At 61.6% G+C, this 20,873-nt stretch carries 19 protein-coding genes; 7 read left to right on the top strand and 12 right to left on the bottom strand.

Annotated elements, in window-relative coordinates:
- Positions 1 to 6: 6 nt before the first annotated feature.
- From LG281_RS16525 to LG281_RS16515, 3 genes are all read left to right on the top strand, one after another.
- Entirely contained in the window at positions 7 to 315 is a 309-nt protein-coding gene (locus tag LG281_RS16525) for a hypothetical protein (protein WP_404402634.1), read from the top strand.
- A 160-nt stretch (positions 316 to 475) separates the two neighbouring features.
- Entirely contained in the window at positions 476 to 1,297 is an 822-nt protein-coding gene (locus LG281_RS16520) for a methyl-accepting chemotaxis protein (protein WP_404402632.1), read from the top strand.
- Between the two features lie 90 nt (positions 1,298 to 1,387).
- A complete protein-coding gene (locus tag LG281_RS16515) occupies positions 1,388 to 3,043 on the top strand; it encodes a tannase/feruloyl esterase family alpha/beta hydrolase (RefSeq protein WP_404402630.1) in 1,656 nt (551 codons plus the stop codon).
- 41 nt (positions 3,044 to 3,084) lie between these two features.
- Here LG281_RS16515 and LG281_RS16510 read toward each other — a convergent pair whose 3' ends face one another.
- The 7 genes from LG281_RS16510 to uraH all read right to left on the bottom strand — a co-directional run bounded on the left by LG281_RS16510 (position 3,085) and on the right by uraH (position 13,718).
- Positions 3,085 to 5,253, bottom strand: coding sequence for a malate synthase G (locus LG281_RS16510; RefSeq protein ID WP_404402628.1), 2,169 nt, complete (start codon positions 5,251 to 5,253; stop codon positions 3,085 to 3,087).
- Positions 5,254 to 5,468: 215 nt separating this feature from the next.
- Positions 5,469 to 6,782, bottom strand: coding sequence for a guanine deaminase (gene guaD, locus LG281_RS16505; protein WP_404402626.1), 1,314 nt, complete (start codon positions 6,780 to 6,782; stop codon positions 5,469 to 5,471).
- A complete protein-coding gene (locus tag LG281_RS16500) occupies positions 6,779 to 8,008 on the bottom strand; it encodes a urate hydroxylase PuuD (protein WP_404402623.1) in 1,230 nt (409 codons plus the stop codon). The genes guaD and LG281_RS16500 overlap by 4 nt, the downstream gene beginning before the upstream one ends.
- 294 nt (positions 8,009 to 8,302) lie before the next feature.
- Positions 8,303 to 9,127, bottom strand: a complete 825-nt coding sequence (xdhC, locus tag LG281_RS16495) for a xanthine dehydrogenase accessory protein XdhC (protein ID WP_404402621.1) — start codon at positions 9,125 to 9,127, stop codon at positions 8,303 to 8,305.
- Entirely contained in the window at positions 9,124 to 11,463 is a 2,340-nt protein-coding gene (gene xdhB, locus LG281_RS16490) for a xanthine dehydrogenase molybdopterin binding subunit (RefSeq protein WP_404402619.1), read from the bottom strand. The genes xdhC and xdhB overlap by 4 nt, the downstream gene beginning before the upstream one ends.
- A 170-nt stretch (positions 11,464 to 11,633) precedes the next feature.
- Entirely contained in the window at positions 11,634 to 13,103 is a 1,470-nt protein-coding gene (gene xdhA / locus LG281_RS16485) for a xanthine dehydrogenase small subunit (RefSeq protein WP_404402617.1), read from the bottom strand.
- Between the two features lie 270 nt (positions 13,104 to 13,373).
- Positions 13,374 to 13,718 carry a hydroxyisourate hydrolase gene (gene uraH, locus LG281_RS16480; RefSeq protein WP_404402615.1) on the bottom strand — a complete coding sequence of 115 codons (345 nt, stop codon included), beginning with the start codon at positions 13,716 to 13,718 and terminating at the stop codon, positions 13,374 to 13,376.
- Positions 13,719 to 13,930: 212 nt separating this feature from the next.
- Here uraH and puuE point away from each other — a divergent pair, with 212 nt between their 5' ends.
- Complete coding sequence (gene puuE / locus LG281_RS16475; protein WP_404402613.1) at positions 13,931 to 15,349, top strand: allantoinase PuuE; 1,419 nt, start codon at positions 13,931 to 13,933, stop codon at positions 15,347 to 15,349.
- Between the two features lie 7 nt (positions 15,350 to 15,356).
- Here puuE and LG281_RS16470 read toward each other — a convergent pair whose 3' ends face one another.
- Positions 15,357 to 15,818 carry an SRPBCC domain-containing protein gene (locus LG281_RS16470; RefSeq protein WP_404402611.1) on the bottom strand — a complete coding sequence of 154 codons (462 nt, stop codon included), beginning with the start codon at positions 15,816 to 15,818 and terminating at the stop codon, positions 15,357 to 15,359.
- Between the two features lie 49 nt (positions 15,819 to 15,867).
- Positions 15,868 to 16,308 (bottom strand): SRPBCC family protein, encoded by a 441-nt coding sequence (locus LG281_RS16465; protein ID WP_404402609.1) that lies wholly within the window; start codon positions 16,306 to 16,308, stop codon positions 15,868 to 15,870.
- 49 nt (positions 16,309 to 16,357) lie between these two features.
- Here LG281_RS16465 and LG281_RS16460 point away from each other — a divergent pair, with 49 nt between their 5' ends.
- The 3 genes from LG281_RS16460 to LG281_RS16450 all read left to right on the top strand — a co-directional run bounded on the left by LG281_RS16460 (position 16,358) and on the right by LG281_RS16450 (position 18,473).
- Positions 16,358 to 16,681, top strand: a complete 324-nt coding sequence (locus tag LG281_RS16460) for an ArsR/SmtB family transcription factor (RefSeq protein WP_404402607.1) — start codon at positions 16,358 to 16,360, stop codon at positions 16,679 to 16,681.
- Between the two features lie 464 nt (positions 16,682 to 17,145).
- Complete coding sequence (locus tag LG281_RS16455) at positions 17,146 to 17,976, top strand: bifunctional allantoicase/(S)-ureidoglycine aminohydrolase (protein WP_404402605.1); 831 nt, start codon at positions 17,146 to 17,148, stop codon at positions 17,974 to 17,976.
- Positions 17,973 to 18,473, top strand: coding sequence for an ureidoglycolate lyase (locus LG281_RS16450; protein WP_404402603.1), 501 nt, complete (start codon positions 17,973 to 17,975; stop codon positions 18,471 to 18,473). The genes LG281_RS16455 and LG281_RS16450 overlap by 4 nt, the downstream gene beginning before the upstream one ends.
- Here the strand turns inward: LG281_RS16450 and LG281_RS16445 are convergent.
- The 3 genes from LG281_RS16445 to LG281_RS16435 all read right to left on the bottom strand — a co-directional run bounded on the left by LG281_RS16445 (position 18,470) and on the right by LG281_RS16435 (position 20,850).
- Positions 18,470 to 19,258: a molybdopterin-dependent oxidoreductase gene (locus tag LG281_RS16445; RefSeq protein WP_404402601.1), complete on the bottom strand. Its 789-nt coding sequence runs from the start codon at positions 19,256 to 19,258 to the stop codon at positions 18,470 to 18,472. The two genes, LG281_RS16450 and LG281_RS16445, sit on opposite strands and share 4 nt — an antisense overlap.
- Positions 19,255 to 20,112 (bottom strand): cytochrome b/b6 domain-containing protein, encoded by an 858-nt coding sequence (locus LG281_RS16440; protein ID WP_404402599.1) that lies wholly within the window; start codon positions 20,110 to 20,112, stop codon positions 19,255 to 19,257. The genes LG281_RS16445 and LG281_RS16440 overlap by 4 nt, the downstream gene beginning before the upstream one ends.
- 96 nt (positions 20,113 to 20,208) lie before the next feature.
- Positions 20,209 to 20,850 carry a ThuA domain-containing protein gene (locus tag LG281_RS16435; protein WP_404402597.1) on the bottom strand — a complete coding sequence of 214 codons (642 nt, stop codon included), beginning with the start codon at positions 20,848 to 20,850 and terminating at the stop codon, positions 20,209 to 20,211.
- Positions 20,851 to 20,873 lie beyond the last annotated feature (23 nt).

The raw sequence follows: 20,873 nt of genomic DNA, 5'->3' as shown, positions 1-20,873 counted from the left end.
ATGGCAATGAGCAAAGACCGCACCCGGCTTGAACGCCTGTTCCTGCGCCTTGAGGCGAAATTTCCGCGATTTGGCCGGGCGATCTGGGTTATCCGCCAACCCTGGGCCATTCTGATCCGCATCCCGCTGGGCGCCCTGCTTATCTTGGGCGGCATCCTTAGTTTCCTCCCCGTCCTCGGCATCTGGATGCTCCCTTTGGGCCTGCTCCTCCTCGCCGTCGACCTCCCCTTCCTGCGCCATCCCCTTAACGCTGTCGTCGTCCAATCCGAACGCCGCTACCGCCGCTGGCGCCGCGCGCGCAGAAAGATCGCCTGAGGGCCAGGTGCAAATTGCATATTTTTTAGGCAAATGCATATACCGATCAATTTTCGGGCGATTCTAGTCCTTCCTTTTACATACAATTAACGTGCAATTGCCAACGTGCTCCCCGATCGGACGTGAATACGACCGCTCAAGCATATTCGGGACTCGCACAATGACCGACATCCAGGCTCCCCTAAGGACACCCTCAAGAATAACTGCGTCGGATCGCGCGGGATTTTTCTTGTCCGGCAAGACGCGCGAAGCCTCGCATAGCGAGATATGCAGGGCTTCGCGCAACGCCGCCGGGCGGGAAAAAGACAAGCGAGGCGGCGCTGTTGTTCTTGAGGGTGCCCTAAGCACGCTGATCAATCTTTCTGGAAAGATGCGCATGCTCTCTCACCGGGTAGCCATGAGCATGCTCCTGATCGAACTGGATCCATCCCAGCGCACCGAAACGCTCGCAATGCTGGACGCCGCATTGGATGAATTCGTGCAAATTCAGGCCATCTTGCGCCAGGGCAAGGAAGACCGAATCCCCAGAGAGGCGATAGAGTTGCTCATACGCGAGGGCGCCCTGCCCAACGAAGCGATGGCTACAATTGGGGAATTTGCCGCCCGCGCCAAGACAATGCGGACAACGCTCTCGACCGAAACGCTACACTCGGCGGACGTGCTCGCCTTCTCCAAGTTCGTCGCTACGGACCTGCTCGAAGCCCTCAACGGCTTGACTGAAGCCATCGCCTCGGTGCTCGACGACCTCATTCTCGAGACGCGGCGCGTGGAGCGCCAGAATCATGCCATTCTGGTCAACGCCGCCAATTCCATTTCCGATGTCAGTCGAAAAGTGAAACTCATCTCGCTCAACGCGACCATAGAAGCGGCGCGAGCGGGCCAATTTGGACGGAGCTTCGGCGTCATTGCCACAGAAATCCGAACCCTGAGCGACGAAGCAAACCTTTTCAGCGAACGCCTCGTGGCGAGCCTTAAAAGTTAGACCAGAGTCCTGCCCACCACACGCCTTGCGTCAAATTGATATGTATCATAACAATTATGATGCATAGCAAATGGGAGGAGGACCCTGGATATGCTCGTCAGAACCATCGCTACGCTTGGTGGTCTAGCCGGTGCCGCAGTGCTCTACGCGGGAACGGCATCCGCACAATCTCTCGACTGCACCGACTTCACCACCGACGCCTTCGCAATCGAAGGTCTTGTCATCGACACCACCGAACACGTCGAACCGGACGAAGAAGCCCCAATCGCCCACTGCCGCATCGTAGGGCAGATTGACCAACGGCAGGGCATCGACGGCATGTCCTACGCCATCGGCTTCGAACTGCGCCTGCCCGACGACTGGAACGGCAATTTCGTACACCAGTTCAACGGCGGCAATGACGGCGCCATCGTCCCCGCCCTCGGCGAGCTTCCGGGCAGCCTCACCGCATTGTCCCAGGGCTACGCTGTCGTCTCCAGCAATGCCGGGCACATGGGTGACGCGCATCCCGATGCCGGCCTTGCCGGCGGCGCCCGCTTCGGTTTCGACCCCGAAGCCCGCAGCGACTACGGCTACTCCGCCGTCGCCAAATTGAACCCAGTCGCCACGGCGATGGTCGAAACCTACTATGGCGACGACATCGCCCACACCTATGGCGTCGGCCGCTCCAATGGCGGCCGCCATGCCATGGTTGCCGCCGCCCGCATGCCCGAAGCCTTCGATGGCTTGCTCGTCGGTTTCCCCGGCTTCAACCTGCCCAAGGCCGCGATCCAGCACGCGTGGGACGTACAGGCATTCAAATCCGTCTCGGATGACATTCGCACGGCCTTCAGCCAGGCCGATCTCGACCTCGTCGCCAATGCGGTTCTTTCGGCATGCGACGGCCTCGACGGGCTGGAAGACGGTATCATCGCCGATACCGACGCCTGCCAGGTCACCTTCGACATCGATACGCTCCAATGCGCCGAGGGCCAGAACGCGCAATGCCTCTCACCTATCCAGCTCGAAGCCTTGAGGACCATCCACGCCGGCCCCACCAATTCCGCCGGCGAGCAACTCTATGCCGAATGGGCCTGGGACCGCGGCATCGCGTCGCCCAATTGGCGCTTCTGGAAGCTCGAAAGCACCGTGCCGCCCTGGGACAACATGCCCATTATCGCGGTCATGGGCTCGGCCTCTCTCGCCCAAATCTTCTCGACCCCGCCCGTCGAAGTCGATGGCTCCCCCGAAGCGCTCGAAACCTTCCTGCTCGAATACGACTTCGACACCGATTCCGAGGCGATCTACGCCACTACAGAGGACTTCCCCGAATCCGCAATGGACTTCATGACGCCGCCAGGCGCCGACGACCCCGAACTCGCAGCCTTTCGCGATGCCGGCGGCAAGATGATCGTCTATCACGGCGTCAGCGATCCGGTCTTTTCTGTGCTCGACACCACCGATTGGTATGACGCCCTTAACGCCAACAACGGCGGCAATGCGGACGATTTCGTCAAATTCTACCGTGTTCCCGGCATGGGCCACGGCCACGGCGGCACCGCGACCGACAGCTTCGACGCGTTCTCCGCGCTCACCGCTTGGGTCGAAGATGACGCCGAACCCGGCCCGCTGGTCGCGAGCGCCACGCCGGACAACGCCTTGGTACCCGAACTCGCAGGCGTCACCCGCAAGCTCTGCGCTTACCCCGCTGTCCCGCGCTACACCGGCGGCGACGAGGCCAGTCACGAAAGCTTCATCTGCGAGTAAAGAGCAATCCCCTCCGGTAGTTTATCGGAGGGCATCAAAATCTAGCCCCGCGCCTTCTTCTCCGCACGCTTCGCGTGCAGGATCGGCTCGGTATACCCTGAAGGCTGTGACGTCCCCTCGAGGGCCAACGACAGCGCCGCCTGGAACGCGATCGAATGCTCGGGGTCGTCGCTCATCCGCTCGTAACTTGGATCGCCCTCATTCTGCCCGTCAACGACACTCGCCATCCGCGTAAACGTCGCCACCACCTCGTCCTGCGTCACCACCCCGTGCCAGAGCCAGTTGGCAATCGCCTGGCTTGAAATCCGGCAGGTCGCCCGATCCTCCATCAGCCCCACATCGTTGATGTCCGGCACCTTCGAGCACCCAACGCCAGCATCGATCCACCGCACCACATAGCCCAGAATCCCCTGCGCATTGTTCTCAAGCTCGCGCTGAATATCCGCCTTCGAGAGCGATGAAGGATCGAGCACCGGCATCGAGAACAACACATCGAGCCCCGGCGTCGCCTCATTGTGCCGCCGCTTCTGCGCCGCGAACACGTCGACCTGATGGTAATGGATCGCATGCAACGTCGCCGCCGTCGGCGAGGGCACCCAGGCACAATTGGCGCCCGCATTCGGATGCCCGATCTTCTGGGTGAGCATATCCGCCATAGCATCGGGCTTGGCCCACATGCCCTTACCGATCTGCGCTTTCCCAGAAAGCCCGCAAGCGATCCCGATCAGGACGTTCCGGTCCTCATAGGACTGGATCCATTTCTCGGCCTTGATCTGCTCTTTGGGCAGAACGGGCCCGGCCTCCATCGAGGTATGGATTTCATCCCCCGTCCGATCCAGGAACCCTGTATTGATAAAGAACACCCGCTCCCGCGCCGCGTAGATGCAAGCCTTGAGATTAGCCGAGGTCCGCCGCTCCTCGTCCATGATCCCGATCTTGATCGTGTTGAGCGGCAGCCCCAGGATCTTCTCCACCTCACCAAAGACATTGCACGCGAACAGCACCTCCGTCGGCCCGTGCATCTTGGGTTTGACGATATAGATCGACCCGGTCTTCGAGTTCGCCCTGCGCTTCAGATCATGCATCGCGCAGAGCGTCGTCACCGCTGCATCCATCAGCCCCTCGCCGATGGGCGCACCCTCCGCATCGAGGATCGCGTTGGTCGTCATCAGATGCCCGACATTGCGCACAAGCAAGAGCGCCCGCCCCTTGACCGTCACCGCCGACCCGTCCGGCCCTGTATACGTCCGGTCCGCATTGAGCCGCCGGGTCATCGTCTTCCCGTTCTTTTCGAACGTGTCCTCCAGCATCCCGGTCATCAGCCCGAGCCAATTGCGATAGACCCCAACCTTGTCCGCAGCGTCAACCGCCGCGACCGAATCCTCGCAATCCTGGATCGTGCTCATCGCGCTTTCGAGGATGACATCGGCCAGCCCCGCCGCATGCGTCTTGCCAATGGCGTTCTCTGGATCGACAACCAGCTCCGCGTGCAGCCCATGATGCCGCAGCAAAATCCGCGTCACGCCATCCGCCTCGGCATACCCCGCAAAAGCCTCCGGATCGGCCAGCTTCGCCGGTCCATCCGGGCCGTCGATCACCAGCCGCGCCGCGTTGCCGTCCTTGGCGACCCCATACTTCGTAACTTCCGAATGCTTTACCCCCAGAAGCGGAAATGCCTCATCAAGAAACGCCGCCGCGCGCGCGAACACTTCCGCGCCGCGCTTGGGATTATACGCCTTCCCCGGCGCCAACGCCCCCTCCTGAGAGATAGCATCAGTGCCATAAAGCGCATCATAGAGACTGCCCCACCGCGCATTGGCCGCGTTGAGCGCGTAGCGGGCATTCGACACGGGCACCACAAGCTGCGGCCCGCAGATCGTCGCGATCTCAGGGTCTAGGTTTTCGGTCTCAATGGAAAAATCCGCAGGCTCGTCCTCGATGTACCCGATGGATTTGAGAAACGCGATATACCCCTCAGGGTCCACCGCGACCGGCCCATGCTCCCGGTGCCAATCGTCGATCTGCTGCTGCATCCGGTCGCGGATATCGAGTAGTTCGCGATTGCCCGGCATATAGGCCTCGACCATCCCGGCGAACCCCGACCAGAAGGTATCGGATGCCACCGCGAGTCCATTAAGCGCCTCGTCCTCGACAAAAGCAGCAAGCTCCGCATCAACCTTCAGCCCGGCACGATCGACGTAATTGCCCATGGGTCTTCTCCAATCAACCTCGTTCCGTTCCGCCTACACGGACACCACCGCACCGCCAAGCCATTTCGCAAAAGACTTCCACGATGCGGAAACGATCTTACCCCTGTCCGCGCTGCATTCGCACTTCTGTTCAGTGCTCGGCTTCGCAGCATCTTTCCTTCTCCCCGCAAGGGGAGAAGGAAAGTGCACCATTCTTCACGCCGCAGATCCACCGACTATGCCACGCCCGAAAGCCCCGCCTTCGCAGCCTCCCCGGCCACATACGTTTCCACCACCACCCGATCGTCTCCGCAGGTCTGCAGCAAAAACAACTCCTCAGAGAGCGTCTCCACCCGCTCCATCTTCACCGCCATCGCTGGAACCGCCCGTGCATCGAGCACCACGACATCCGCATCCGCCCCCGCCTCCAGCGTCCCGATGGTGTGTTCAAGTGAGAGCGCCCGCGCATTCCCCAGCGTCATCATATAAAAGCTCTCAAGCGGCGACAGGCGCTGCCCGCGCAATTGCAGCACCTTGTACCCCTCATCGAGCGTCCGCAGCATGGAATAGCTCGTCCCCCCACCGATATCGGTCGCCACCGCAATCCGCACATTCGCGTCCCTCATCCGCTGCCGGTCGAAAAGCCCCGAGCCGATAAAGAGGTTCGAGGTCGGACAGAACACCGCCACCGATCCGGTCTCGTACAGGATCTCGATTTCCCGCTCCTGCATATGAATGCAGTGCCCCAGAAGCGTCTTCGGCCCCAAAAGCCCGTAATGCTCATAGACCCCCACATAGTCAGGCAGGTTCGGAAACAACTCCCTGGCAAACGCGATCTCACCAAGGCTCTCGTTCACATGTGTCTGGATATACGCGTCCGGAAACAGCCGCGCCAAATCCTGGCACATCTCGAGCTGTTCAGGCGTCGAGGTCAACGCAAACCGAGGCGTGATCGCCACGTTGAGCCGCCCTACCCCGTTCCATTTCTCCATTAGGTGCTTGGTGTCTTCATAAGATGATTGCGGCGTATCGAGCAGTGCTTCAGGCGCATTGCGGTCCATCATCACCTTGCCGGCGATCATCCGCAATTTGCGCCTGTCCGCTTCGGTAAAGAACGCTTCGGCCGATTGCGGATGCACCGTACAATAGACCGCCGCCGTCGTCGTCCCATAGCGCACGAGCTCATCGAAAAACACCGAAGCGATCCGCGCCGCATGCGCCTCATCGGCAAACCGCTGCTCTTCGACAAAGGTATATGTATTGAGCCACTCCAGGAGGTCCTTCGCATACGACCCCACCACCTGCATCTGCGGATAGTGAATATGCGTATCGATGAACCCGGGCATGATCAGATGCGGCCGGTGATCCATCACCTCAGCCTTGGGCAGAGCCAATTTCAATGCCTCATTGAAATCCCCCACAGCGACGATCTTCCCGCCATCGATGGCCACCGCGCCATCCTCAAAGTACCGATAGGCGGAATGATCGTCCGCCCCCTGCGGCTCGTCGACAAAGGTCAGCACCCGCCCGCGCAGAATCTTCGAACTCACAGCAATCCCCCGCCCGCGACCGACTGATACCAGACCACCACCAGATTGCGCTCCTCTTCGGTCATCATCGAAACGTTCCCCGGCGGCATCGCATGGCTGCGCCCGGCCTGGATATAGATCTCCCGCGCCCGCGCCGCGATCTGTTCGGGCGTCTCCAGCATCACATTCTTGGGCGCTTCATGGATGCCCTCCCAGAACGGCTCCGCCGCATGGCACATCGCGCACCGCCCCTGGATGACGTTCGAAACCTCTGCGAAATGCGCATCCTCCATGAACACCCGCGCCGTCTCGCTCGGCTGAGCCATTTCGCCCCCCACCTTGGGCGCTGAAGACAACCACATGATCCCGACAAACAGGATCGCCGCGAGCCCCCACGTCCAGTGCGCGTGCTTGCCCGTCGCGTGAAAGGTATTGAAATAATGCCGGATCAGCACCCCGATCAGAAAAATCAGGCCGGCGATCACCCAGTTGTATTCCGTCGCGAACGCAAGCGGATAATGGTTCGAGAGCATGAAGAACAGAACCGGCAGCGTCAGGTAGTTGTTGTGCACCGAGCGCTGCTTGGACTGTGCCCCGAGCGCCGGGTCCGCCGTCTCCCCGGCCTTCAAACTCGCGACGATCTTCTTCTGGTTGGGAATGATGATGAAAAAGACGTTCGCCGACATGATCGTTGCGGTGAACGCCCCCATATGCAGCATCGCGGCCCGCCCGGTAAAAACCTGCGTATATCCCCACGCCATCGCCACCAATATGCCGAACAGCACCACCATCAGCCCGTTCTGGCTCTTGCCCAGCGGCGATTTGCAGAGCGCATCGTAAACCAGCCACCCGACCGCCAGCGACGCCATCGAAAGCCCGATCGCCCCCCAAACGGGCAGATCCATCACCGACCGGTCGATGAGGAACAAATCTGCCCCGGCGTAATAGACGATGGCGAGCATCGCGAACCCGGTCAGCCAGGTCGTATAGCTCTCCCATTTGAACCAGATGAGATGCTCGGGCAGATTGGGCGGCGCCACCACATATTTGTTGATGTGATAAAACCCGCCCCCATGCACCTGCCATTCCTCGCCAAGCACGCCCCTGGGGAGTCCCGCATGTTTGCGCAATCCCAGATCGAGCGCGATGAAATAGAATGAAGATCCGATCCACGCGATCCCCACAATCACATGCGTCCAGCGCACGGCGAACGCCAGCCATTCGGAAAAAATCGCAAAGTCTGTCATTATTGTTTTTGCCTCAACAATATTAAGCGCCGCTCCGCCGCATCTCTTTGCGGGGCACGATCTCAACAGCAGCACGAAGGTGCCCCGAAGGGGCGGATGAGGGGTGCCTGCTGAGTCCGAAAAGTGCACCACGTCCTCGTATTACCGCGGACGCGCACCCCATCCGACCTTTCGCTGGCGCGAAAGCCCACCTTCTCCCTCAAGGGGAGAAGGAAAGGGAGCGTGCGGCAACGCTGTGCACCATGATAAATTCGCCAATCGCGTACGTCTCGCGCAATAGCAGCAAACACTCCTTCACCCATCCGCACCCCCACGATACCGCGCAATCGCCCGCACAACCTCCGCCGCCGTCAACGCCGCAATCACCTCGGGCCGCTTGTCGTTCACGTCACGCCCGCCAATCGGCATAACCAGCCCCTCGGCCAGCCCCGGCGCCACGCCCATATCGACAAGCCAACTCCTGAACGTCGCCCGCTTGGTCTTCGACCCGATCATCCCGACATACGCAGTATCGGTCCGCTCCAGCGCTTCTTTTGCGATCAGGAAATCGAGCCCATGATCATGGGTCAGGATGACGAACGCACTCCCCTCGGGCGCCTCGCGCACCAGCGCTTCGGCCACCGGTACATGCCGCGCCTCGACGCCTTCCGGCGCCCCCTGGATTTCCGCTGCGCGATTATCCACCAGAAGCGTGCGATAGGGGAGCGGCATCAGCGCTTGCGCCAGCGCCTTTCCCACATGCCCCGCCCCGAAAATATAAACATGCGGCCTCAGTGCGTAGTCCGCCTCCGCCCGTGCCCGCAAATCCTGTGCAATCGGTGCATCGATCGTCTGCAGCGAAATCTCGACCCGTCCACCGCAACACTGCCCGATCTCCGGCCCCAGCGGCAAATCGATCACGTCGGCTGGCATGCCCTCCATGATCATCGCCCGCGCCCGGTCGATCGCACGAAATTCAAGCTGCCCGCCGCCGATGGTGCCCAACAGCCCTGTCGCCGTCACCACCATCCAGGTCCCCGCCTCGCGCGGCGTCGACCCTTGCGTGCGGGTCACCTCGACCAGCACAGCCGTCTCCGCCGCATCGAGAAACGCCCGCACCTGTCGCGGTGTCGGTGTCATTGCCCCGCGGCCTCGCGCTTGAGCCGTTCAATCGTCATCAGCACCCGCTCCGGCGTCGCCGGCGCATCCATGCGTGGCGGGACTTTATAGTCCGCGACGCTCGCCGCCGCCATCGAGAGCGCTTCGAGCACCGATATCGCCAGCATGAACGGCGGCTCGCCCACCGCCTTGGATCGCCTTATCGTCGGCGCCTTATTCTCCGACCATTCGGCAAGCTTGACCTTGAAAACCTTCGGCACATCCGAAGCGAGCGGAATCTTATAGGTCGAAGGCGCGTGCGTACGGAGCTGCCCCTTCTCATCCCACCACAATTCCTCGGTGGTGAGCCATCCCATCCCCTGGATGAACCCGCCCTCGATCTGCCCCATATCGATGGCCGGATTGAGCGACCTGCCCACATCGTGGAGAATATCCACCCGTTCCACCATATATTCGCCCGTCAGCGTATCGACAACGACCTCCGAGCACGCCGCGCCATAAGCGAAGTAAAAGAACGGCTTGCCCTTCCCCGCCGCACGATCCCAGTGAATATCCGGCGTCTTATAGAACCCCGCCGCCGAAAGCTGCACGCGCGCCAGATATGCCTCGTTGATGAACTCCGCCCAATCGAACCGCTGATTGCCGACGAGCACGCAATTGGGCTCGAACACCACCGCATCCTCGGGCACGCCATATTTCTCGGCCGCAAACGCCACGAGCCGCGCCTTGATCTGCCCCGCCGCATTGGCCGCTGCCATACCGTTCAAATCCGACCCCGAAGACGCCGCCGTCGCCGAGGTGTTGGGCACCTTCCCCGTCGTCGTCGCGGTGATCTTCACCTTGCCAAGATCGATCTGAAACTCATCGGCCAGCACCTGCGCGACCTTGACGTAAACCCCCTGCCCCATCTCGGTGCCGCCGTGGTTGAGGTGCACCGACCCGTCCTTATAGACATGCACCAGCGCCCCGGCCTGGTTGAACGCCGTCATCGTAAAGCTGATGCCGAACTTGACCGGCGTCAGCGCAATCCCCCGCTTCAAAACCTTCGAGGATCTATTGAAGGAGACGACCTCGTCCCGCCGCTTGCGGTAGTCCGACGACGCCTCCAACTCCTCCACCACCCGGCCAATGATATTGTCCTCGACCGTCTGATAATACGGCGTCACATCGCGCCCGCCATCGCCATAGAAATTGGCCTTGCGCACGTCGAGCGGGTCCATCCCCAGCGTATAGGCGATATCCTCGATCCATCGCTCGCACGCCACCATCCCCTGCGGCCCGCCGAACCCGCGAAACGCGGTATTCGACACCGTATTGGTCCTGAGCGGCTCGGATTTCAGATGCACATTGGGATAGTAATAGGCGTTATCCGCATGAAACAGCGCCCGGTCCGTCACCGGTCCCGAAAGGTCCGCCGAATACCCGCACCGCGCCGCATAAACCGCGTCGACCGCCGATATCCGCCCCGCACCGTCGAACCCGACCTCATAGTCCACCACGAAATCGTGCCGCTTGCCGGTTGCGATCATATCGTCATCCCGGTCCGGCCGGATCTTCACCGTCCGCCCGAACCGTTTCGCCGCAATCGCCGCCACGCAGGCAAAGATGTTCCCTTGCGTCTCCTTGCCGCCGAACCCGCCGCCCATCCGCCGTACGATCACATTGACGGCATTGGACGGCACCCCGAGCGCGTGCCCCACCATATGCTGGATTTCGCTCGGATGCTGGGTCGAGGAATATACGGTCACCTCATCATCCTCGCCCGGCGTCGCCATCGCGATCTGCCCTTCGAGGTAGAAGTGATCCTGCCCGCCGATGGTCACGGAACCCTTCACCCGATGCTCTGCCGCGGCGAGCGCGCCGGGCACATCGCCCCGCCGCATCGTCATCCCCTCGGTGACAACCCTGCCGCCGGACGCTCGCGCCGCTGCAACATCCACGTCGAACGGCTCTTCGGCATAGGTGATCTTCGCCAGATGCGCCGCCCGCCGCGCCGCCTCCCGCGTTTCGGCTACGACCGCAAACAACGGCTGCCCGTAAAAAACGCTCCGCCCCTCGGCAAAAATCGGCTCGTCATCCTTATGGCCGGGACTGATATCGTTCACCCCCGGCACATCCGCAGCCGTCAGAACCCCCACCACCCCCGGCGCAACCCGCACGGCGTCGAGGTCCATCGCCGTAATCGCCCCATTGGCGCAGGTCGAAAGCCCCAGATAGGCATGCAGCGTCCCCGTCGGCTCGATGATGTCGTCGATATATTCCGCCCATCCCGCCACATGCTTGTGCGCGGAATCGTGTCTCTGGGCAGCGTGCACCCCGCCGGAAATGTCCTTGCGGTCGTCAGAAAGCGCGCTCATCATGGCCCTCCATCAAGGCAGTGTATCCGGCTCCACCCCTCCCCATCCCTCCCCGTCGAGGGGAGGGTGTTTTGGGGCTCTCCATCGCCGGTGGCACTGACCGGCACCTCCCCTTGCGGAGGAGGATGGGAGAGGGGTAAGCAGCACCTGCCAAACATGCACGCCACGCATCACGCCACCTCATGCCGGACAATCCGCGTCCCGGCCTCGCCACTCATCTCAAGATAAAACCGCCGCAACAAGTTCCGCGCCGCCAGCATCCGGTATTCCGCGCTCGCCCGCCAGTCGGTCAAAGGCGTAAAGTCCTCGGCATAGGCCGGCAGCACCGCCTCGACGCTCTCCATCGTCCACGGCTTGCCCACGAGCGCTGCCTCAACCGCCCGCGCCCGCATCGGCGTTCCCGCCATCCCGCCATAGGCAACGACCGCCTCGGCGACGACCCCCTCGACCACCCGCACCCGGAACGCCCCGAGCGTCGCGGTGATATCCTCATCCCGCCGCTTGGTCACCTTATAAGCTGCGAAGAACTCATCCGCCGCCGGCCGCGGCACGCGAATGCTCTCGACGAACTCGCCCGCCGCCCTGTCCTGCTTGCCGTAGCGGATAAAGAAATCCTCGAGCTTGATCTCCCGCCGCGCATCCCCCTTGCGCAGCACAATCGTCGTCCCCAGCGCAATCAGCGGCGGCGGCGTATCCCCGATCGGCGACCCGTTGGCGATATTACCGCCAAGCGTCCCCATATTGCGCACCTGCGCACCTCCGATCCGCAGCCAGAGCTCCCGCAATTGCGGAATGTGCTCTGCAATCACCGCGAGCGCATCCCGATAGCTCACCCCCGCCCCGAACGTGATCGCATCCTCGGCAATCTCGATGCCCTGCAATCCCGTCAAATGCCCGATAAACACCACCGGCGCGATCTCGCGCATGAACTTGGTCACCCACAGCCCGACATCGGTCGCCCCCGCGACAATCGTCGCCTCGGGCCGCTCTTTAAGCACGGCAGCAAGATCGTCTACACTCGCCGGCACGATCAAATCCCCACCCACCGCCGAAACGACAACCCGCTGCCCGTCCTTGAGCGCCTTCAGCCGCGCGACGATATCCGCCCGCTCACGATTGAGCGCATCCTCCACCGCCGCGCCATAGGTCGAAACCGCCCGCGCCGCCCTCACAATCGGCGCGTAGCCTGTGCACCGGCACAAATTCCCCTGCAGCGCCGTCTCGACCTCCGCCACACTGGGCGTCGGATTTTCCAGCCACAGCCCATAAAGCGACATCACGATCCCCGGCGTGCAGAACCCGCACTGGCTCCCGTGATAGTCCACCATCGCCCGCTGCACCGGATGCAGCCCGCCATCGGCGCCGCGAAGATGCTCCACGGTCACCACATGCGTCCCGTCGAGCGAGCCGACGAACCGGATGCACGCATTCACGCCCTCATAGGCGAGCGTTCCATCGGCTTTGAGCCGCCCCACCAGCACGGTGCACGCCCCGCAATCCCCCTCGGCACACCCTTCCTTAGTACCGCGCAACATCCGGTCGAGCCGCAGAAAATCCAGCAGCGTCCGGTCGGGCTCGACATCAGAAAGCTCGACCAGCCGGTCATTGAGATAAAACCGGATCGCGTTGCGCACATTCATGTCCTAGGACCTGTTTACACTTATGGATAGGGGTTTGACGTGCCATAGTCCGAGCAACTTTCGTGGAAAATCCCGCGCCGTGGCCCCATGTCCACAAGCGGGATTTTTCGCGACGAGGGGCCGGACTATGGCACGCCCGAAGGGTTTTGCATAAATCGCCCGCTGACCGCGCATTTCCTGGCGTACGAGGACAACCCCGCCCTGCGGAAAACACTTGGCATTGAACGATTTATGCAAAATCAAGCCCCTATCCATAAGTGTTAACAGGCCCTAGCTCCCGCGATAGGTCGAATAGCCAAACGGCGACACCAGCAACGGCACATGATAGTGAGCTTCCGGATCTGAAACGATGAACCGCACCGGCACCACATCGAGAAACGCCGCCGGCGTCCCGTCGAGCCCAGCGAAATAATCCCCCACATGAAACCGCAGCTCATAAGCTCCCACCGCGAGCGCCGCCCCCTCGAGCAACGGTCCGTCGCACCGTCCATCGGAATTTGTCACGACACTCTTGATCGCTTCGCCTGTGCCTGAAAGAAGCTCTATCGTCATGTCCCGCGCCGGATGTCCGTTGGCCGTATCCAATACGTGTGTGGTCAGCCGTCCCGCGCTCATGATGATCCTTTCGCCGCAAATCAAACCTATCGAGTATCAACCTAAAAATCGGCCCGTGAAAGAGGGCTCTCCAAATTTTTTACCACATGGTCCATTTTTTGGCGCTAAGCTGATACCACCCCGGCACAGCCTGACTCCCTCGCCCCCTTGGGGAGAGGGTTGGGGTAAGGGGTGCCCCGCTTCCAACCGCAACCACATTCCACAGGTCCCTCATGCGCTATCCCCGCGATTTCCTCGGCTACGGCCCCACCCCTCCCCAGGCCAACTGGCCCGGCGGCGCCAATATCGCGGTACAGTTTGTCCTCAATTACGAGGAAGGTGGAGAAAACAACATCCTCCATGGCGACGCCGCCTCCGAAGCCTTCTTGGCGGACGTCGTCGGCGCCGCCCCATGGCCCGGCCAGCGCCATTGGAATATCGAATCCATGTACGAATATGGCGGCCGTGCCGGCTTCTGGCGCCTCCATCGCCTGTTCACGGAGCGCGATCTCCCGATCACCGTCTATGGCGTCGCCACCGCATTGATGCGCGCACCCGAGCAGGTCAAAGCCATGCTCGATGCCGAGTGGGAAATTGCATCCCACGGATTGAAATGGGTCGAGCACAAGGACATGCCTGCGGACGAAGAGCGCAAACAGATTGCCGAAGCGGTACGCCTCCATACCGTCGCCACCGGCTCACGCCCGAAAGGCTGGTATACGGGCCGCTGCTCGATCAACACGGTCGATCTTGTCTCCGAAGAAGGCGGCTTCGCCTACATCTCCGACACCTACGACGATGACCTCCCTTACTGGCGCGTCCACAACGGCAAGCCCCAGCTCATCATCCCCTACACCCTCTCGGCAAACGACATGCGCTTCGTCACCGCCTCGGGTTTTGCCAATGGCGAAGAGTACTTCCAATTCTTGAAGGACAGCTTCGACTGTCTCTACGCCGAGGGCGAAGCCGGTGCGCCCAAGATGATGACCATCGGGCTGCACTGCCGCCTCGCCGGACAGCCCGGCCGCTTCCAAGGGTTAAAGAAATTCGTCGACTACATCACAGGCTTCGACAAAGTCTGGGTGCCCACCCGTCTAGCCATCGCCGAACATTGGGCCGAACAGCACCCCTACCAGCCGCCAAAGCTCCAGCCCTCAACCATGGATCGCGAGACCTTCCTCACCACTTTCGGCGGGGTCTTCGAGCACTCCCCCTGGATCGCAGAACGCGCCTTCGAAGCAGAGTTGAGCCCCGGGAACGACACCGCCACCGGCATCCATTTCGCGCTCCAGGCCCAATTCCGCATGGCTACCGAAACCGAACGCCTCGGCGTCCTCACGGCCCATCCCGACCTTGCCGGCAAACTCGCCACCGCCAAGCGCCTGACCGACGCCTCCACCGCCGAACAGGCCTCCGCCGGCCTCGACGTCCTGACCGACGACGAGCGCGAAACCTTCACCGCGCTCAACACCGCTTACGTCGAAAAATTCGGCTTCCCCTTCATCATCGCCGTCCGCGACAACACCAAGGCCTCGATCCTCGAGGCGTTCAAGGCACGGCTCGAAAACACCCGCGAAGCCGAATTCGAAACCGCTTGCCGCCAGGTCGAGCGCATCGCGGAACTGCGGATCAGAGCGCTTTTTGAGGGTTAGATAGGGCTCATCCTGCGTCGTGCGTCTCCTCAATCGCCCTGAGCATCCCCGCCCAGGCCTTTTTGGTGCGCTCGATATATTCGGCGTATTCCGCATTCATGTCGTGCGCCAGCGTCGCCCGGCATCCCGCCCCGTCCGGCTCCAACCTGATCCGAACGATCGACGTGGCTTCCCGCTCTTCCTCCTCCTCGACGAAGAATGTGAAGTCCAGTCGCGAGGGGCGCTCGAACGCGAGATAGCGCCCCCAGGCCGGCCCCTCCTCGCCGTCCGCGACATCGACAAACCGATAGGCACCACCCTCCCGCGGGTCCACCTCGACGACCGTCACCTCGCCGTCGCGTCCAATATTCTCGTTGTTTCGCGCAAGCCAGCGCCGGATTTTTTCAGGATTTACCCAGGCATCGAAAACAGCATCGGGATCCATCGCCGGAAAACGGTGCTCAACCGCGGCAGTCACCAGTTCGGTCATCAGTCTCTCCTTTCTGCAACCTCGACACAGGCCGCCCGGAAGGTTCATCTCACTTATAAAACCCCTCGCGCAGATTGATGCCGTGCTCAACATAAGCCTTCATCGCACACAGCATACCGGTCCACCCTTCGCAATTGCCATAGGACGCCTTGAGGCCGTCGGCATTCTCGCGCCAGCCTTCCTCTGTGATCGTCACCAGCGTGCGCCCGTCACTCAGCCCCTCGAAGCCCATCGTGACCGTGGTCGGTCTGCCTTCGTCCGCATCCCAGGTCAAAACGATCTTCTTATCCTTTTCGACCTCCACCACATTGACCGGAAACGCGCCGGGAAAATCGTGGAAATCCCAAGTCACCGTCGCCCCGGTCTCCAGCCGCCCCTTGGCGCCGCCGGTTGTGAAATACCCCGAAAGTTCCTTGGGGTCCGCGACCGCTTCGAACACCTCGTGCACCGGTTTGGATATCCGGCCCGATACCGTGAATTTGAGTTCCATGTGAACGTTCCTCCTTGTCGATATGGTTATTATGTTATAAAAATATAACATGTCAACAGCAACTGATTCGGACAGGATTTTCAAAGCCTTGGCGGACCATCGCCGCCGCGCTATCCTCGATGCTTTGAAAGACGCGCCCAAAACCACCGGCGCCTTGTGCGAGATGTTCCCCGAAATCGACCGCACCACTGTCCTCCAGCATATGCGCGTCCTCGAAGCCGCCGACCTCATCATCCCCGAACGCCGTGGCCGCGAGCGCTGGAACCATCTGAACGCCATGCCGATCAAAGAGATCCACGACCGCTGGATCGGCGACTATGCGCAGAACGCAGTGAGTCTGATCTCGAAGCTCAAGACGGATCTGGAGGAATAGGCTTTGGGAGCGGCACTCCCAGACAACCAACCCTTTTTGCGCCAAACTTATCCCCGCCCCGCAAACGTCGAGTATGATGCTTTCCACGGACCCGCTTGATGGGCGCAGGCGCAACGAACGTTTGGGCGGGACCGGTCCGATGGGAGTCGTCCCAGCGGAGGCCCAAACGTCACCGTGGCCAGCCACAGCGATCCTGTGGTCACCGGGGAAACCTGGCGGGGATTGGCCCCAGCCCGAGCAGACGCCAAGCCAAAAATCCCGGGCGTATGCGGCGAGGCGTGCCTCGCATCTATAATCAGTATGAGGCGCGTCTCGCCGCATACCGTCCACGTTGTTTGACATCCGAGGCCAAAAGGCCGTCGGACACACAGCTATGCCCAAAGAAACGCAACCGCTGTTCCGGCTCGCGCCGTTCTGCGCTATCAAGAAGGCGAGCGTCACCACCGACAAAGACAAAAGAGCAAATGCCCGAACGCACTTACGCCACGCCGGCCGGCGGTCTCCCCCCCCAAAGCCAGCTCCTCACAGGCCGCGCGGCCTTTACCGCAAGCTATGCCGTCATCCCCAAAGGCGTCATGACCGACATCGTCACGAGCGCTTTGCCGTTCTGGGACAAAACCCGCCTCTGGATCATCGCCCGCCCCCTCTCGGGTTTCGCCGAGACCTTTTCGCAATACATCATGGAAGTCGCCCCCGGCGGTGGCAGCGAAAAGCCCGAGCTCGACCCCGGTGCCGAAGGCGTCCTTTTCATGACCGAAGGTGCGATGACGGTGACCCTCGCCGGCACGCGCCACGACATGACCGCGGGTGGCTACGCCTATATTCCCGCCGGCACGCCCTGGACCCTCCACAACACCGCCAGCGCACCCGCAAAATTCCACTGGATCCGCAAGGCCTACGAAGCCGTCGACGGCATCGAAAAACCCGAGCCTTTCGTCGCCAACGAAGCCGACATCGCCCCCGTCCCCATGCCCGATACCGACGGCGCCTGGGCCACGACCCGCTTCGTCGACCCTGCCGACATCCGCCACGATATGCACGTCAACATCGTCACGATCCAGCCCGGCGCCGTCATCCCCTTCGCCGAAACCCACGTGATGGAACACGGCCTCTACGTCCTCGAGGGCAAGGCGGTCTACCGGCTCAATCAGGACTGGGTCGAAGTCGAGGCCGGCGACTACATGTGGCTCAGGGCCTTCTGCCCCCAGGCCTGCTACGCCGGCGGTCCGGGCCCCTTCCGTTACCTGCTCTATAAAGACGTCAACCGCCACCCCAGATTGCGCATCGGCCAATGACCGAAAACCGCACGATCGTCATTGAGCCGCTGACCAAATCCGGCTTCGCCCCCTTCGGCCAGGTCCTGACCGTCGAAGGCGCGCACCACTACCCCATCAACGGCGGGATGACCGAGCGCTATCACGACCTCGCAGACGTCGCGCTCGCCGGAGAAAACGCGCGCCCGCTGATCTCGATCTTCCGCGGCCAGCCTTACGCCCTGCCGCTGACCCTCAAAATGGTCGAGCGCCATCCGCTAGGCTCGCAGGCCTTCATGCCGCTTTCCGCCCGCCCGTTCCTCGCCATCGTCGCCCCCGACGCAGGCGGCACGCCTCAACGCCCGCGCGCCTTCCTCGTCCCATCGGGCATCGGCATCAACATCGGCATCAACGTTTGGCACGGCGTTCTGACGGCGCTGGACGCGGAAAGCGATTTCCTCGTCGTTGATCGCGGCGGCGACGGCAACAATCTCGAAGAGCATTTTTTCAAGGAACACTATACGGTCAGGATGCCCTAAATCCCCGCATACCACTCATAACCGCGATCTTCCCAATACCCGCCGTTTCCGCCATGGATCTGGGCAAAGTTATCCACCACTTCAATCCTGCGGATATACTTGGCCATCTTGTAGCCAAGCTGGCGCTCGATCCGCACCCGGAGCGGCGCACCATTGGCAACGGGCAGGGCCTCATCGTTGAGGCCATAAGCAAGGATGGTCTGCGGATGCCGCGCATCGAGCATGTCGACACTCTCGTAATACGGCCCCCGGCTGAACCCGCCCCCGAGACTGTCGAAGCAGTGAAAGACGCAATACCGCGCGTTCGACCGCACACCGACTTCATCGAGAATATGCGCCAGAGGCACCCCGGTCCACTTGGCGATACAGCTCCAGCCTTCCACGCAATCGTGCCGCGTAATCTGCGTTCGCGACGGCATGTTGCGCAGTTCGGCGAGCGAATACCGCGCCGGCACCTCGACAAGCCCGTCCACCAGCAACGCGTAATCGGCAAAATCGTTCGCCCTGAGCGCCAGATATTCCTCGGAGTTGGGATCGGTCGATCCGTTCGGCCGCTGCCCCTGCCGGATTTCGCTTTCGGAAAATTCCTTGGCCAGCGCCTCGCGGCCCAGAAGCGCCCGCTGCGCGCCCATCGTCACGTCATTGGCGCCCATCATGAAATCACGCACCGGATGGCCGGTCCGCAGAACCGAGTCGAACTGGTCGCACCCCGAAAGCGCTACCCCCGCGATCCCCGCCGCCGATGTGGTGAGGAATGTCCGGCGCGAAAGAATAAAACGGCTCATGAGCGCTCCTCCTTGTCCGCATCGACGCGATACCACCCTGTGATCATCGAGCGCAGCTCGTTGATCGGCCCGGCCAGCACGACCATCACGATATGAACGATGAAAAACAGAACCAGCACGACCATCGCGGCGAAATGGATCGTCCGCGCCGTCTGCCGTCCGCCGAAAATCTCGATGAGCCACGGCCAGGCCGTGTTCATCCCCGGCGACATGGACAGCCCCGTGAGGATGATCACCGGGAAAACGACAAAGAAAATCACGGCATAGGAGAATTTCTGGAGCGCATTATATCCCTTGCGATGGTGGAACCGGAGCCGCGCGTGGTCCGCGACATCCCCCGGCAGCGCTTTGAGGTCGCTCCCCTTGGGCACGATATCCCGCCGCAAATGCCCGTTGAAAAAGCTCGCCACCGCCCAGACGAACAGCGTGCTCACCAAGATCCACGCAAAGAAGAAATGCACCACACGGCCAGTGGCGAGATCGCGATAGGACGGAATGGTCAGCCAACTCGGAAATCCGCGAAACTGCGGATTGGCCTCGGTGCCGGAATACCCGAATACACCCGAAGTATCGATCCTGTTGCCAAAGATCGTCGTATACCCCGCATATCCCCCTTCGGCACGCCGCTCAGCATGCATCGAAAGCACGGAGTTATCGTATCCGAACCCCGATTCCTGCCCGATATAAAGCGTCGGATGCGCATTGAAGATCTGCAGCCCGGAAAACAGCAGAAAGAACAGGCAGATCACCCACACCCAATGGGTCACCCGTGTCCAAACCGACTGGCGGTAAACCAGCGGTCCCTTTCTGCGGCGCGGCTTGGTATCCTCGCCTTCCCCGGTCGTCGCACTCATCGGCGGCCGATCTCCCTGTCGTTCATGTCCGTAACCTACGGTCATCACTTCGCGGGAGTTTCAGCAATTGTTACAGGCCGGGCAACGCCGTTCACGTCATCGTGCGGCCCAGTTCAACCCGCGCCGCAGGACCGTCGCCATTTCTGGCACCTCGAATTCCGCGGCAACATGCCCGAGCGCCGAATAGAACACCCGGCCCGCGCCATGCCGCCGCTTCCACACCACCGGCATCACCGTGCCCTTGAGCCACGGCGCGTGGGTACCATCGAACGTGGTCGTCGCCAGCACCTCATTGCCCGGATCCACATGCATGAAATACTGCTCGGAGCGATACTCGAAGCTCCCAACCCCTTCCATGATCGGATCGTCGGGCGCCGTCACCTCGACGCGATAGTCGATGATATCCCCCGGATGCGCGACCCATTGCCCACCCACCATGAAATGGTAGGCGATCTGATCGCGGAACGAATCTCCCATCCCGCCATGAAACCCGCCAAGCCCGATACCGCCCTCGACGGCCGCGCACAAATTGTCGAGCTCGGCCTTCTCGATTTTGGCCTGCGTGATCACCGGCACGATCAGCGAAAGCTCCGACAGCCCCGCATCGGCAAACGCCGCCGTACCTTCGACGACCTCGACAGCAAATCCGTCGTCCGAGAGCATGCCCGCGACAATCTCGGCGCACTGCCTGGGCTCATGCCCTTCCCAGCCGCCCCAAGCGATCAGTGCCTTGCGCATAAGTATGATTCCTCCCTCAATTC

The sequence above is a fragment of the Pelagibacterium halotolerans genome, from assembly GCF_044811015.1.
Classification (GTDB): Bacteria; Pseudomonadota; Alphaproteobacteria; order Rhizobiales; family Devosiaceae; genus Pelagibacterium; species Pelagibacterium halotolerans_A.
The sequence above is the reverse complement of the archived record's forward strand: the minus strand, read 5'-3'. Positions and strand labels throughout refer to the sequence as shown.